This is a genomic window from Nostoc punctiforme PCC 73102 (assembly GCF_000020025.1).
Lineage (GTDB): Bacteria > Cyanobacteriota > Cyanobacteriia > Cyanobacteriales > Nostocaceae > Nostoc > Nostoc punctiforme.
The window spans coordinates 3084069-3098980 of sequence record NC_010628.1 but is presented as its reverse complement, the minus strand read 5'-3'; the positions used below and the strand labels follow the sequence as shown (position 1 = coordinate 3098980).

The 14912-nt window shown below is 41.3% G+C and carries 13 protein-coding genes; 8 read left to right on the top strand and 5 right to left on the bottom strand.

Features of this window, described 5'->3' with window-relative positions:
• Positions 1 to 103: 103 nt before the first annotated feature.
• Complete coding sequence (locus tag NPUN_RS12450) at positions 104 to 1561, bottom strand: efflux RND transporter periplasmic adaptor subunit (RefSeq protein WP_012409035.1); 1458 nt, start codon at positions 1559 to 1561, stop codon at positions 104 to 106.
• A gap of 567 nt (positions 1562 to 2128) precedes the next feature.
• Between NPUN_RS12450 and NPUN_RS12445 the strand changes: the two genes are divergently transcribed.
• Positions 2129 to 3010: an Npun_R2479 family HD domain-containing metalloprotein gene (locus NPUN_RS12445; protein WP_012409034.1), complete on the top strand. Its 882-nt coding sequence runs from the start codon at positions 2129 to 2131 to the stop codon at positions 3008 to 3010.
• Between the two features lie 136 nt (positions 3011 to 3146).
• Complete coding sequence (locus tag NPUN_RS12440; RefSeq protein ID WP_012409033.1) at positions 3147 to 4262, top strand: ABC transporter permease; 1116 nt, start codon at positions 3147 to 3149, stop codon at positions 4260 to 4262.
• Here NPUN_RS12440 and NPUN_RS43235 read toward each other — a convergent pair.
• Positions 4209 to 5033 (bottom strand): helix-turn-helix domain-containing protein, encoded by an 825-nt coding sequence (locus tag NPUN_RS43235; RefSeq protein WP_012409032.1) that lies wholly within the window; start codon positions 5031 to 5033, stop codon positions 4209 to 4211. The genes NPUN_RS12440 and NPUN_RS43235 overlap by 54 nt on opposite strands.
• Before the next feature lie 198 nt (positions 5034 to 5231).
• On the opposite strand from NPUN_RS43235, the gene NPUN_RS12430 reads away from it, so the two are divergent.
• Entirely contained in the window at positions 5232 to 5573 is a 342-nt protein-coding gene (locus NPUN_RS12430; protein WP_012409031.1) for a hypothetical protein, read from the top strand.
• Between the two features lie 121 nt (positions 5574 to 5694).
• Here NPUN_RS12430 and NPUN_RS12425 read toward each other — a convergent pair whose 3' ends face one another.
• From NPUN_RS12425 to NPUN_RS12415, 3 genes are all read right to left on the bottom strand, one after another.
• On the bottom strand, positions 5695 to 6720 hold the full coding sequence (locus NPUN_RS12425) for an ABC transporter permease (RefSeq protein WP_012409030.1): 1026 nt from the start codon (positions 6718 to 6720) through the stop codon (positions 5695 to 5697).
• Between the two features lie 69 nt (positions 6721 to 6789).
• Positions 6790 to 8442, bottom strand: coding sequence for an ABC transporter substrate-binding protein (locus tag NPUN_RS12420; RefSeq protein WP_012409029.1), 1653 nt, complete (start codon positions 8440 to 8442; stop codon positions 6790 to 6792).
• 225 nt (positions 8443 to 8667) lie between these two features.
• On the bottom strand, positions 8668 to 9522 hold the full coding sequence (locus NPUN_RS12415) for a DNA adenine methylase (RefSeq protein WP_012409028.1): 855 nt from the start codon (positions 9520 to 9522) through the stop codon (positions 8668 to 8670).
• A 297-nt stretch (positions 9523 to 9819) separates the two neighbouring features.
• Here NPUN_RS12415 and NPUN_RS12410 point away from each other — a divergent pair, with 297 nt between their 5' ends.
• From NPUN_RS12410 to NPUN_RS12395, 5 genes are all read left to right on the top strand, one after another.
• Complete coding sequence (locus NPUN_RS12410) at positions 9820 to 10146, top strand: hypothetical protein (RefSeq protein WP_012409027.1); 327 nt, start codon at positions 9820 to 9822, stop codon at positions 10144 to 10146.
• 509 nt (positions 10147 to 10655) lie between these two features.
• Positions 10656 to 12185: a photosystem II chlorophyll-binding protein CP47 gene (gene psbB, locus NPUN_RS12405; protein WP_012409026.1), complete on the top strand. Its 1530-nt coding sequence runs from the start codon at positions 10656 to 10658 to the stop codon at positions 12183 to 12185.
• 111 nt (positions 12186 to 12296) lie between these two features.
• The gene (locus NPUN_RS38935; RefSeq protein ID WP_012409025.1) at positions 12297 to 12404 is read left to right on the top strand and encodes a photosystem II reaction center protein T; all 108 of its coding nucleotides are present in this window, start codon (positions 12297 to 12299) and stop codon (positions 12402 to 12404) included.
• A 297-nt stretch (positions 12405 to 12701) separates the two neighbouring features.
• Positions 12702 to 13829: a 30S ribosomal protein S1 gene (locus NPUN_RS12400; RefSeq protein ID WP_012409024.1), complete on the top strand. Its 1128-nt coding sequence runs from the start codon at positions 12702 to 12704 to the stop codon at positions 13827 to 13829.
• 153 nt (positions 13830 to 13982) lie between these two features.
• A complete protein-coding gene (locus NPUN_RS12395) occupies positions 13983 to 14717 on the top strand; it encodes an HAD family hydrolase (RefSeq protein WP_012409023.1) in 735 nt (244 codons plus the stop codon).
• Positions 14718 to 14912 lie beyond the last annotated feature (195 nt).

Here is a 14912-nt window from a genome sequence, read left to right as displayed (position 1 = left end):
AAAATTTTAGATTTTGGATTTGTCATTGGTCATTGGTCATTAGTCATTAGTCATTAGTCATTTCTCCCATTCCCCATTCCCCATTCCCCATTCCCCATTCCTTTCAATTTGCAACTCGAACCTTATCACCATCTTTGAGATATCCTGCACCATCAACTACGATGCGATCGCCTAACTGCAACCCACTCTTAATTTCTACTTTGTCGCCGTTTGTAGGATTTTCTAAGTCCACTTTCTGGCTGCGAACTATATCTCCACTTGATAAGGTGAATACAATTACACTTCCATCTGCTTGAGATTGGACTGCTTTTTGCGGCACTACCATCGTCATCGCTGAGTTAGTAGTAATTGCAGCATTCGCAAACATCCCTGGTTTAAGTAAAGTGGTTGGCGGTAAGTCAATTTTGACTGTAGCCTCTCGCCTTTGATCGTTCACCTGTGGTTGAATCTCTCTGACTCGTCCTTGCGATCGCACGCGCTGATCGACATCTGAAGTAATTTGCACAGATGCGCCAATTTTCACCTGATTTAATTGAATTTCAGGAACCTTCGCTTGAAGTTCTAACTTTTCATCTCGGATAATCGAAAATAGCTTTTGTGTGCCACCAATCACGGTTCCCACCTGCGTTTGCGGCGGCACACCAGTCACATCACCGACTCTGGCCAGTTTCTCCGCGATGACTCCAGAAACCGGCGCACGCATCACAGTTTGTTCCAACTGAGTTTGTAGTTGTTGCACCCTAGCGGCACTGCTGCGGACATCAGCTTTGGCTTTGTTGATAATAGCTTGAGCATTACTAATATTAGCCTGGGCGCTGCCGATATTAGCCTGGGCACTACGCAGGTTTTCTTGGGATAGATTCACAACTTGTATGGCAGTTTTTACAGCGTAGGAACGAGTATCAAGTTCTTGCCTACTAATGGTTCCAGAATCAGCCAGTTGTTGATAGCGCTGATAATTTTTGGCGGCTTCTTCTAGCTTTGCCTTCGCTTGAGCTAAATCTGCTTGTTTTTGCTGGACTATGGCTTTATTTGATGCCAAATCTGCCTGCTTGGATGCCAAATCTGCTTGTTTGGATTCGACATCGGCTTGTTTTGATTCGACATCTGCCTTTGCTTGGCTAATTTGGCTTTGCAATATGGAACCATCCAACACCGCCAAAACTTGACCTTTTTTGACAAAAACCCCTTCTTTAACATCTTCAGGGATACTTTTGATTTGTAAACCGTTTGTCTGTGGTAGAACCGGAATTAAATCACGTGCTGCTACAGTTCCAGTAGTTTTAAGAGTCCGCACAACACGGGCGGCTTCTACTGTGGCGATAGTAACTGTCATTGATGGGTTAATTTTTTTATCCGCTACCGCGCTTTGTTGACGGGATGGAAGATGACTTAATACACTCATTCCACCAAAGGCGATCGCAATTCCTAAACCAGCACCCAAAAATAATGGCTTCAACCATGCCCTAGTTGATTTTTGCTCTGATTTGCTCAAAAAGTTAGCATCCTCAGAGGTTATAGCTTCTTTCACCTCGATTTCTGAAACACTTTCATCGCTCACAGTCCGACCTCCACTTTCTGTCTACGCATACCAATCTTGGTATTTTCTTAAGAAAACTTGAAATTTATTTACTTCCCATCAACTATGACGCATTTCATAGTAAATGTCTTTTGTTTGCAATTGTATATAATAGGACTTCTTTGCTAAGAAATATTACTGCCGTAAACTAATTGAAGCCTTTCTGTAGATTATGATACAAAAAATTATTTCATTTCATCTAGCTACTCTAACTCACACAATATACCCATTTAGATCGCTGTCAACCAATGCTTATATATGAAAAACTGATAAAGCTAATCTAGAATTATTTAATTAAAGTCTGAGCTATCAATGTATTTTATTAAACCAGCAAAACCTTTTATCTACGCAAATACTAACTCCTCTAAAGCCTTTGTCTTGTCAGAAAGTTGTACATCCAGGGATAGTTCAAGCTAGCGTCCACAGCTACACGTGAGTTACAAATGAGCAAACTCCATTACCCTAAATTCCAGCCAGGGCGATCCTAATGGTGGAATTTTGAAATCAATCAAATCAATAAATAATTGATATTTACCAGAGTCACCAGATATGTTCAATGCCACTGAAATTTTAATTGATGCCTTTGTAAATGAAATTCGAGAAGGCTACCGTCGCACTTATGGCTGCTTTAAAAATGATTATCAGGATATTATCGCCTGGGCTGGTAACATGGCTTTGGAAAACATTGCCAATAGCGATGCCCTTTATCACAATGTTGAACACACAGTTCTTGTCACCCTTGTGGGGCAAGAAATCTTACGTGGCAAACACATCAGAGAAGGCGGTGTTTCCAGTGAAGACTGGTTGCATTGTATTATTTCCTTAGTGAGCCATGATATTGGCTACGTTAAGGGAGTTTGCCGACTAGACCAAGAAGCAGTAGGCTTATATTCCACAGGTAAAAATGGCAAAATGGTTTCTGTCGCTCCTGGCGCTTCTGATGCCAGTCTTACGCCGTATCATGTTGATAGAGCCAAGCTTTTTATTGATGAGCGTTTTGGAGGTCACAAGTTAATAGATGCTGAGGCAATTAAGAGCAATATTGAACTGACACGATTTCCCGTGCCTGCGGCAGAAGATCATCAAGATACAAAATGCTTTGCCGGATTAGTCCGGGCTGCTGATTTGATTGGTCAACTAAGCGACCCACGTTACCTGAAGAAAATTACTTCTTTATTTTACGAGTTTGAAGAAACTGGTGTAAACAAAGTTTTGGGCTATAAAACCCCTGCCGATTTACGGAATAACTACGCTAAGTTTTACTGGAATGGTGTCTATCCCTATATCCAAGAAGGGCTGCATTACCTATCATTGACACAACAGGGCAAACAAATTCTCGCTAATCTTTACTCAAACGTGTTTGTTGTAGAACACGAAAAACAACAGCAAGAACAGCAGAAGTATTTAGAGAAGTTAGGTGTGGGGAGTTGAGAGTTAGGAGAGACGCGAAAAATCTGTGTCTGTACAGGAATTAGGAGTGGGGAGTGGGAAGTTGAGAATGATGAGTTATGAATTAAGATAAAACTTTAATAACTCATAAACTCATAACTAATAACTCCTAACTACTATGGATTGGTGGCGACGACTAAAGAAAAATCCTTTGGCACAATTTGGGGCGATTTTGCTGTTAATTTTCTACATAGCAGTAATTGCAGCAGATTTCGTGGCTCCTTATGACCCTTATGCCTCACAGCCTAATGGTTCACTGCTGCCACCAACTCAGATACACTGGGTTTCTCAATCAGGACAGTTTATCGGGCCCCATGTTTATCCCACAACTCAGGGAGACACAAATTTAGAAACAGGCGATCGCCAACTCATCGTAGACTTCAAAAAGCCATCACCTGTACGTCTATTTGTTTCCGGGCCAGAATACCGATTGTTGCAGATGAGTTTGCCACTACCCCCCAAGTGGGATGAAGTCACAATCTTTCCTGGTATTCCCTTAAATTGGCATTTATTTGGCACAACAACTGACGCAAAAGTCAATATCTTGGGTACTGATGACCAAAGCCGCGACCAATTTAGTCGCCTCTTACATGGCGGTCGCATCAGTATGTTTATTGGGATTTTTGGCATTATCATTACCTATCCCCTCGGTTTGCTCATTGGTGGAATTTCCGGTTATTTAGGCGGTGTGACTGATAGCGTCATTATGCGCTTGGCAGAAGTGCTAATGACCTTCCCTAGTATTTATCTTTTGGTGACTTTGGGAGCAGTCTTACCACCTGGTTTAAGCAGTACCCAGCGCTTTTTGCTGATTGTGGTGATTACTTCGGTTATTAGCTGGGCTGGTTTAGCACGAGTCATTCGGGGACAGGTACTATCAATTAAAGAGCGAGAATTTGTCCAAGCATCACGCGCGATGGGCGCAAACCCTCTTTATATAATCCTCCGCCACGTCTTGCCGCAAACGGCTAGTTATGTAGTTATCTCCGCTACTCTTGCAATTCCCAGCTTTATTGGTGCAGAGGCGATACTAAGTCTCATCGGCTTGGGAATTCAACAACCAGACCCCTCTTGGGGAAATATGCTTTCTCTGGCTAGCAATGCTTCAATTTTGGTACTGCAACCTTGGTTAATTTGGCCGCCGGCTGTGTTGATTATTCTCACAGTGCTAGCATTCAACTTACTCGGTGATGGGCTGAGAGATGCACTCGACCCTCGGAGTTTGAGAAGATAAGCCCTCAATAATAGCAAATGCGATCGTTGAAATAGCAAATGCGAACTCCGATGTAACAAATGCGAATCCCGAAATAACAAATGCGAATCCCGAAGTAACAAATGCGAACTCCGAAGTAACAAATGCGAACTCCGAAATAGCAAATGCGAACTCCGAAGTAACAAATGCGAACTCCAAAGTAACAAATGCGATCGCTGAAATAACAAATGCGAACTCCGAAATAGCAAATGCGATCGCCGAAGTAACAAATGCGATCGCTAAAATTAGTCCGCTACCACTATTCAGTACCTCAAATATTCGCCGGATTTCGCGCTCTCGGTCAAAAAATAGATACTTTTCTTCTACTCTGCCACTAAAAGGAATGAAGGGATTTTGATTTAGCTCAGATACAGTATTATTAGTTAACTCTGGAGAAGTAGTATAATCTGGTTCTGGCGCAGTGGTATAAGATAGTTTTTTAGTAGAGTAATTGTAATTTCTCTCAAAAAAGTTTTCAAGTTCTTCTCTCAAATTTCTTTTATCAAGATCGTCTATATTTAATACTCTTTTAATCTTATCGTTTAAACTTTTACCTATTTCTTTTAAATACTGTTCTGTATATGGTTTGGCAGTAGGATTAGACCTCTTTATTTTAGAAGGCATTTGACTATAATTCATCCCTTGCCAACTTAGTAGAAAAACTTTTTCTTCTAACTTGCCCAGTGATGCTAAGTTTCCTTTTCTCTCCTTAAATATTTGCTTAATAGACTCTAATGCTTCTTCAGCTTCCATTTAACCTGATTGAGTTGGTAGAGTAAAGTTAACACTTGGATATAAGTCTATTATTTTACAGCAGAACCTACATAATCCTACGTCTATGTAGATATTCTTTGTATTTATGACCTAATCCTACATTTACCTACATCCTACGTATAACTATGGACTACAAGCGAATATAGAGACATCGAAACAACAGAGGAGTGCAAAACGATGTCTACTTACTATCCTGTAAATGAAAATTTAGCCACACAGCAACAGCCAATAGTTCAATCTCTAGATGTTCCCAGTCAGTCAAACAATACAGAACAACTTCTCGATATCGCTGAAAATATTACTGCTGCTTTAAGCAAATCAGATACAGTCGAATTAGTTCAAGCTGGGGGTCAGACAGCAGAAAATATTTTTAAGGTCTTAGTCCAATATGGTGGTAAACCAGTCGCAATTATCCTGGCTACTGCTGTTCTAATTGCAGCTACTGCTATACCCATATTAGCTGTAAAAGTATCTCTGGGTCAGATAACTCAAATCGATAATATTTCCCAGACAAAATGATAGTTTTGTGTTGGGTTGCGCTTTGCTTAACCCAACCTACATTTTACTGCTTCATCTAATACAAAAGGGCAGGCAAGATGCCTACCCCACAAGAAGGTTAGAAAGAATTAAGAACTTTTTGTTAGTAGCGAATTCGCGGATCTACATAAGCATTTAAAATATCAATCAAAATGCTGGCGCTCACAACGATCGCACCAAAAAATACTAGCACCCCTTGAACTGTGGGATAATCGCGATCTGCGATCGCTTGATACAGTCGATTAGCTAACCCAGGCCAAGAAAATGTCACTTCTGTCAAAATCGCTCCACCCAACAGAGAGGCAAAAGTTAATCCTAAGACTGTAATTACTGGGATTAGAGCATTCTTTAAGGCATGGGAGGCTAAAATTTTATTTTCACCAATACCTCTGGCTCTAGCGGCTTCTACATAATCTGCTTGCAAGGTTTGCTTTAAATTCACTCGCACAATTCGTTCAAAAATCCCACTCAGCAGAATTCCCAAAGTCAGACTCGGTAGGGCAAGATGGTGCAAAGATGTGAAAAACTGGGTGAGATTTCCACCGAGTAAGCTATCAATTGTATACAACCCAGTCACAGGAGTGGGAGCCGGAAGATTAGGCGGAAAGCGGTTGGAATTGGGAAACCAACCCAGTTGGACTGAGAAAATCAACTGCAAAAGCATTCCCGCCCAAAACATGGGGAGTGCGTAGGTGATGATCCCAAATAAGCGCCCGCCGACATCGAAATATGTCCCAGGACGAGAAGCTGAAAGAGTCCCAACCGCAATTCCAACGATGAGTGCAACCGCCATACTACATACTGCTAACTCCACCGTCGCCGGGAAATATTGCCCAATGATGTCCCAAACATTCTGTCCGCGACTCATTAAAGACGTTCCCAAGTCAAAGCGCAGTATGCTTCCCAAGTAATTTAGGTACTGTAGCCACAAAGGAAAGTTTAAACCTAGTTGTTTCCGCAATTCTTCTTTAGCAGCTTCTGGCGCACGTCCACCAAGAATTGCATCTGCGGGATCTCCTGGTGTTGCTCTTAATAAGAGAAAGACAATGGTAATAATTGTTAATAGCTGAAGTGGTGCGAGAAGCAACCGAGAAACTATGTAATATTGTAAAGCTTTAGAGCGAGACATATTTTAGTTATTTGTTATTTGTCATTTGCCATTTATTTTTACAAATGACAAATGACAGAGGACTAATGACTACTTTTTAATTGTCTGGTAAACCAGAATTTGGGTTGGGTTAAGTTGTACGCTGTTCACACCTTTTTGAGCAAATACATAGTCTTTACTTTGCCATAAGGGAACGTAAGGTACATCAGCAGTTACTTGCTTTTGAATTTCTGCAAAAATTTTCTGACGCGCTTCGGGATTTAGCTCTTTGCGTTGTTGATCGATCAGTTTATTCATCGCTTCGTTATAGTAGAACGAACCCTGAGTTTGACTGCCTCCATCTTCACATCCTTTAGCAACTGAACCTTTGTCACAAGACAAAAACGGCTGGACGTAATTATCTGGATCTAAAAAGTCTGGATACCAATCAAGTAAAGCTCCTGGATATAATCCTTTGGCAATGTCTTTAAAAAATGTCGGGCCCTCAGCAGGGGTAACTTCAAATTGCAGTATTCCATCCATTTTGGCATCTACAAGAGATTTGAGCGTCTGTGCTGCCAAACTACGAGTAGGCGAACTAGAAGGATACCAAATTTGGACTTTTGCCGGATTTTCTTTGGAGAAACCAGCAGTAGTTAACAATTTTTTAGCTTGGTCGAAGTTAGCATCGCCATAAGCATCTTTGAATAATGGTACAGAAACTTTAAATGTTGTGGGAATCATGCTATATAGCGGATCTGCTTGACCAAGTAAGGCCCGCTCATTTAAGAGTGGACGGTCAATTATTGACGCGATCGCTTGTCTGACTTCTAATTTATCTAAAGGCTTTTGATTCCGGTTCAATACCAGATAGCTTACTACACTACCTTCAGCTGCGATCGCTTGCCAATCCCCTTTTTTACCACCTTCTTCTAAGCTCCGATTTTGATCTGGCTGTAGCGATAGATAAGCTACATCTACAGCGCCTGTACGGAAAGCATTAAACAAATTAACCGGACTAGTTTGAATTTGGAGGTTAACACCCTTGTTAGCTGGTTTTTCTCCCCAATATTTATCAAACGTATCAAATCTTATTGAATCAGTACCATACTGCGCTAACTTGTAAGGGCCAGTTCCTACAAAAATATTCGGCTTAAATTTACCAGCACCGAGTTCGTAAGCTTTTGGCGAAACCGCACAGACTCCAGGAAACGCCAGCAGTGAAGGAAAGGCTGCAAAGGGCTTTTTCAGCTTAATGGTTAACTCATACTCACTTGTACTTTTTACCGAATCTACTACATCAGCTAGCAAGAATGAGGGTTTTCCTTTATTTTGAATAAAGCGGTTGATGGTAAACGCCATTGCTTCGGCGTTGAAGGGAGTCCCATCGTGAAAAACCACTCCCTGACGTAAGGGGATGGTATAAGTTAAGGCATCTTGACTGACTTTAGGTAATGCTGTTGCTAGCTGTGGCTTAATTTCCGTACTTCCTGGTTCGTAGGTGTAGAGGCGATCGCTCATATTAAACACCAAACCCAAGGATGCTAACTCATAAGCATCAGCTGGATCAAGGGTTCTCGGCTTTGCTGTTGTACCTATAGTAATACGACCATCACCTGTAGGGCTACTTACAGAACCCGATGGTGGCGTAGAAGGCTGTGGACGAGGAGCGCAACTAACAACTAAAAATAAGCATAGACAGAACAAAGATAGGAATTGTGTAATCCGACCCCACCGTTGCACGGACAAGGAAAACCAGGTCATACAGTTAAATTTTATGTAATCAGAAGTCAGTGATTGTACTATACATTTGCTAGTTTTATAGAAAACTTTACAATTAATTACTACTTTAGATACTTTTTATAAAGGATTTTGCTCGAATAGATAAATTTATGTGTATTCAGGTTGATTAAGTAAAAATAATTAAATGCTTACTATAATATGCAGAACTTTACCTCATCATAATAATTTAAACTTTTAAATTAACTGTTACGAATTGAGAGAAGTAGATTCAAGAGAAGAGTAGTTTAATATAAAAATTTCTTTCCCCTTATATCGTTCGCCTTTAAAGTTATCTTGCTTACTTTCCCCATTTTTTTGATCGTCACTTCTACTAATTGTATAATTCCATTCTTTGTCGTGTATTTCCAATGCCCATTCATATAGATTTCTAATTGTGTCGTTATTATCGTAAGTTAGAAGAAACTTTATTTTTCCCTTGTATCTATTTAATATTTGACATAGCCTGAAATGATCGTCTTTAGAAAATGAATGAGCATAAAGTTTATCTTGATCTGCATTGAAATAAGGAGGGTCAATGAATAAAAAAGATCCATTAGGTACAGATTCGATAACTTCTTCAAAATCGAGATTAGTAATTTGAACGTTTTGAAGTTTATCAGAAGTTCTACGTATGTTTCTGGGCCAATTCTCTGGACGCATACTATATTTGTCACCATATCCCCAATAACAGTTTTGATGCTTCATAATCCCAGAGTAGGAAGTTCTGTTAAGGTAAAACCATCTACCAGCTTGTTCTAATTGATTTTGTGGAATGAATTCATTTTTATAATATGTATGTCTTTCTTTCGTAGCAGATTCCCCTGCTAAAAATTTGATTAATTCTTCTGGTTGATCTCTAATTATTAATAAGGTATTTATTAATAATTCATCAATATCATTGAGCCAATTAATATTTACTTTATCTTTTACAAAAAAAATAGAACCACCCCCCGCAAAAGGTTCAACATAATAAGAGTGAGAAGGAATATGATTAAGAATCAAATTGCGAGCATAAAATTTGCCGCCAGGATATCTAAATGGTGAGTTTATCGGTTTGTTCATAGTTACCTACTATATTCCTAAAATTATGTTCGGTATTTCGTATCCAAAGCATACATAAAATTTATTGTAAAGTTAATAACAAAATACAAATATTAGCTCAATATTAGATATACAATCCTGTTATTCTTTGTACTGAGCTACATCCAATACAAAGAAGATTTATTTTTATTAAAATTGAGCAACAATAATTGAAATAGCTTTAATTTAAATTATTATTAGTTATACATAATTAACAAATAATATACGATATCGTAATCGTAAGCAGCAGATTGAAAGTTTAATAGTGAGACTAAGAGCGTGAAGTATTTCTTTCTATCTGAAGGATGGGCAGTTGCTAGAGTCTGGGCATCTGATGGACTCTGGCAAGTAACTGCATGGCGACGGCAACCAGATATTCAGCGAATGAATGTTTGTTTAGTGGAACAAAACGAATTGCTATGGCTTTATCAAGTTGAAGAAGCCATTTTAACCGTGGAAGTGAAGCCGACAATACCAGTCACAGCAGGTACTACCATAGGTCAAGTAGTACTCAAGCGTTTGATGAGTGCTGAACAGGTAATTGAACGCTTGAACACAGCTGAGGCGAAGTGTCAACTGCAAAATATCCATTTGGTGGTTCAGTAGGATCGGCATTAGGCATTGGGCATTGGGCATTGTGCATGAAGAAGGGTCAAGGGAGACAAGGGAGACAACGAAGAGGGGGGAGACTTGTTCAATAATTCTCCCTTGTCCCCGTTCTCCGTGCCCCCTGCTCCTCTTCTCCCTGCCCCCCTCATAAAAGTTAAAGATAAGTAAATTTAATCTCCAAGAGGGATTGGTAGCGAAAAAACTTTGAGATGCTACGCGATCGCATCAATTTACACGCTTGCAAACAATTCCATCAATAGTTACACTTTTTAAAACATTCTCATTTTTTGCTTGGCGGTGGCTACCCTACAAGGTAAACCTCCCGAAGCGAGTAAGCATTGCCAAAGCACCCACCCTGTCTGACTTATAAGACTAACTGTGGTAGTACTCTGGCTCTGGCAATAACAAAAAACAAGAGAGAGTTTTCTGAGTGGCGAATTTCGTTCCTTAGAATCTCAGTAAGAAAATTGCTTTGTAAACTAACTCATCGAGGAGGAGCGTAGTCGATGGGACTACCCTGGTACCGAGTACATACAGTCGTTCTGAATGATCCAGGGCGACTGATTTCTGTACACCTGATGCACACAGCCTTAGTAGCAGGCTGGGCTGGTTCGATGGCACTCTACGAACTGGCTGTTTTTGACCCTAGCGATCCGGTTCTAAATCCGATGTGGCGGCAAGGGATGTTCGTCCTACCCTTCATGTCGCGTTTGGGCGTTACCCAATCTTGGGGTGGTTGGAACGTTACTGGTGGTCCAGCAACCGATCCTGGCTTTTGGTCATTTGAAGGCGTTGCTGCGGCTCACATTGTTCTTTCCGGTCTTTTATTCCTAGCTGCCGTATGGCACTGGGTTTACTGGGATTTGGAACTCTTTAGAGATCCCCGCACTGGTGAACCTGCTCTAGACTTGCCAAAAATGTTTGGCATTCACCTGTTCTTATCTGGTCTACTTTGTTTTGGCTTTGGTGCTTTTCATGTCACCGGACTATTTGGACCGGGGATATGGGTTTCTGACGCTTATGGTATAACTGGGGCTGCCCAGGGAGTAGCACCGGAATGGGGCCCAGATGGTTTTAACCCATATAACCCTGGTGGCATTGCGGCTCACCACATTGCTGCTGGTGTTGTTGGTATTATTGCAGGCTTATTCCACCTCACAGTTAGACCCCCAGAACGGCTCTATAAAGCCCTACGGATGGGGAACATTGAAACAGTACTTTCTAGCAGTATTGCAGCAGTTTTCTTTGCTGCTTTCGTTGTTGCCGGTACTATGTGGTACGGAAACGCTGCCACTCCCATCGAATTGTTTGGCCCTACCCGTTACCAATGGGATCAAAGCTACTTCCGTCAAGAAATTCAGCGCCGCGTCCAAACTGACGTTGCTCAAGGTGCAACCCTTGACCAAGCTTGGTCGCAGATTCCTGAAAAGCTGGCTTTTTATGATTACGTCGGTAATAGCCCCGCTAAAGGCGGTCTATTCCGTACAGGGCCAATGGTGAAGGGTGATGGCATTGCCCAATCTTGGCAAGGTCACGCTGTATTCAAAGATTCCGAAGGACGGGAATTGACCGTGCGTCGTCTCCCTAACTTCTTTGAAACCTTCCCAGTGATTTTGACCGATGCTGATGGAATTGTCCGCGCTGACATCCCCTTCCGTCGGGCAGAATCTAAGTATAGCTTCGAGCAATCTGGTGTCACCGTCAGCTTCTATGGTGGCGATCTGAATGGTAAAACCTTTACAGAACCAGCCGATGTGAAGAAGTATGCCCGTAAAGCTCAAGGTGGCGAAATCTTTGAATTTGACCGAGAAACCTTGAACTCTGATGGTGTATTCCGCACTAGTCCTAGAGGTTGGTTTACCTTTGGACACGCTGTATTTGCTCTGCTGTTCTTCTTTGGTCATCTCTGGCATGGCGCTCGGACAATCTACCGAGACGTATTTGCTGGTGTTGATGCGGATCTAGAAGAGCAAGTTGAGTGGGGTCTGTTCCAGAAAGTGGGTGACAAGTCAACCCGCCGGAAAGAAGCCCTTTAATTTCAGTGCTGAATTCTGAGTGCTGAGTTCCGAGTTAAGGCTCTGACTCAGCATTCAGTGACTCAGTACTCAGAACTTTAATTACTGGCTGGATAGGCAGGAATTCATAATATGGAAAGCGTTGCGTACATCTTGATTTTTACTCTGTGTATAGGTACTATCTTTTTTGCGATCGCATTTCGCGAACCCCCTCGCTTTGAGAAACCAAAAGATAAGTAGATCCTAATTACCAGACCTTTAGCTGATTTAAAGAAGTTAGTATCCGTTGCTACTAATTGTAGGAGCAACGGATATTATTGTGTTTGTCCTTTGTTAATTTTAAATACTAAGTAAATAACCAATCATTTTTATATTGTGATATAATTTCCAATCTTGGGAGTAGATATGTGTTAATACTAGCTTTTCTGCGCTAGGATGAAAAAGGATGTTAAGTGTAAACTGCCATAGAACTGCTTACATAGTACATCGCGCTTGTCGCACAACCTTTACGGAGACTAGAACCAGGAACAAATCAGCATGGTCAATCAGAATTTAACCGCTACAGAAATTGGATTCACTCACGAAGATTTCGCTGCTCTACTTGACAAATACGATTATCATTTTAGCCCTGGCGATGTTGTACCAGGAACAGTTTTCAGTATAGAGCCGCGCGGCGCTCTGATTGACATTGGTGCTAAAACCGCAGCATATATTCCTATACAAGAAATGTCTATTAACCGGGTGGATAGCCCGGAAGAAGTCTTACAGTCAAACGAAACGCGTGAGTTTTTCATCCTTACCGATGAAAACGAAGATGGTCAATTAACCCTTTCCATTCGCCGTATTGAATATATGCGGGCTTGGGAACGCGTGCGACAGCTGCAAGCAGAAGATGCCACTGTCCGTTCTGGCGTGTTTGCAACCAATCGCGGTGGTGCATTGGTAAGGATTGAAGGATTACGTGGCTTTATCCCAGGTTCTCACATCAGTACTCGCAAACCCAAAGAAGAATTGGTAGGCGAAGAACTGCCATTGAAATTCCTAGAGGTGGATGAAGAACGTAACCGCTTAGTTCTATCTCATCGTCGGGCGTTGGTTGAACGCAAGATGAACCGCCTAGAAGTCGGGGAAGTAGTGATTGGTACAGTTCGTGGTATCAAACCCTACGGTGCTTTCATCGACATTGGTGGTGTCAGTGGTCTACTACACATTTCTGAGATTTCCCACGAACATATTGATACACCTCATAGCGTGTTCAATGTCAATGATGAAGTGAAAGTGATGATCATTGACTTGGATGCAGAAAGGGGTCGCATTTCCCTATCTACCAAGCAGCTAGAACCCGAACCCGGCGACATGATTAAAAACCGGGATTTGGTTTACGATAAGGCAGAAGAAATGGCTGCTAAATATCGCGAACAGCTGTTAGCGAAGCAACAAGGTGCTACTGCTGCGCCTGCTGCACCTGCTGATGTTTTAGCAGAAGAAGATATTCCACCAGCAACAGAACTTGAAGACGAGATTCCACCAGCAGCAGAACTAGAAGAAGAAATTCCACCAGCAGCAGAAATTGAGGAAGTAACCCCAGTAGTTGCGGAAATTCAAGAAAAGATTCCAGCAACCACGGAAACTGAAGAAGAAATTCCAGCAGCTATTGAAGAATAATACATTTTATAGTTTTACTTGTTTTTAAGTAAGAGTATTAAATCATTGTATAAAGAGGGAAAAACCCTCTTTTTTTATGCGGAAAATTGGCAACAGTTAGGGGTTAGAAATAAAAACTCATAACTTCTGACTAAATAAGTGGGGTGAAATATTGTGGCAACTATTAAATGTAGAAAAATCACTTTTAATAATATCCAGGCAATTTTGTTTGACAAAAACGGTACTCTAGAAGATTCAGAAACGTATTTGCGATCGCTCGCACAAAAGGCAACAAGATTAATAGATGCTCAAATCCCTGGAACTGGGGAACCCCTATTAATGGCATTTGGTATCAATGGCAATCTTCTAGATCCGGCAGGCTTGATATCGGTAGCGAGTCGCCGCGAAACAGAAGTTGCGGCTGCGGCATATATTGCCGAAACAGGAAAAGGATGGTTTGAGTCCTTAAAAATAGCCCGTCAAGCTTTGGATGAAGCAGAAAAATACATCGAACAAACTCCTTCACCGCTATTTGTGGGTAGCTTAGACTTGTTGAAATACCTACGCAAAGGGGGTTTAAAACTCGGTATCCTCTCAGCTGCAACAACCGATGAAGTAAATAAGTTTGTAGCGCATCACCAATTAAGCGATTATATCCAGTTAAAAATGGGAGTAGATGAGGGACCGAGCAAACCAGATCCAGTCCTATTTTTGCAAGCTTGCGAAGCATTGGGAGTTGAACCAGGTGCTACCTTGATGGTAGGTGATGCAGTTGGCGATATGCAAATGGCGCGTGATGCTAAAGCCGCAGGTTGTATTGGTATCACTTGGATAGGTAAGTCAGATAATGTCCGAGGTGCAGATGTGGTGATTAATCAACTTGATGAAATCCAGATTTTAGAAGATTAGCAGCCTTAACAAGTTGAATTCGCACAGGTTACATGCGTACAAAGGAGAGCTACACAGATTTGGGTCAAAGTTAAATCAAGAGTCTGAAACCCGCCTGCGCGGGTTTTGACTTTATAGACGTGGTTTCTAACCGCCGATTTAAGGTTAAGTTCTCTAAAGAAAAATATCTTGCTTTCTCATACTATTCTTTCTATG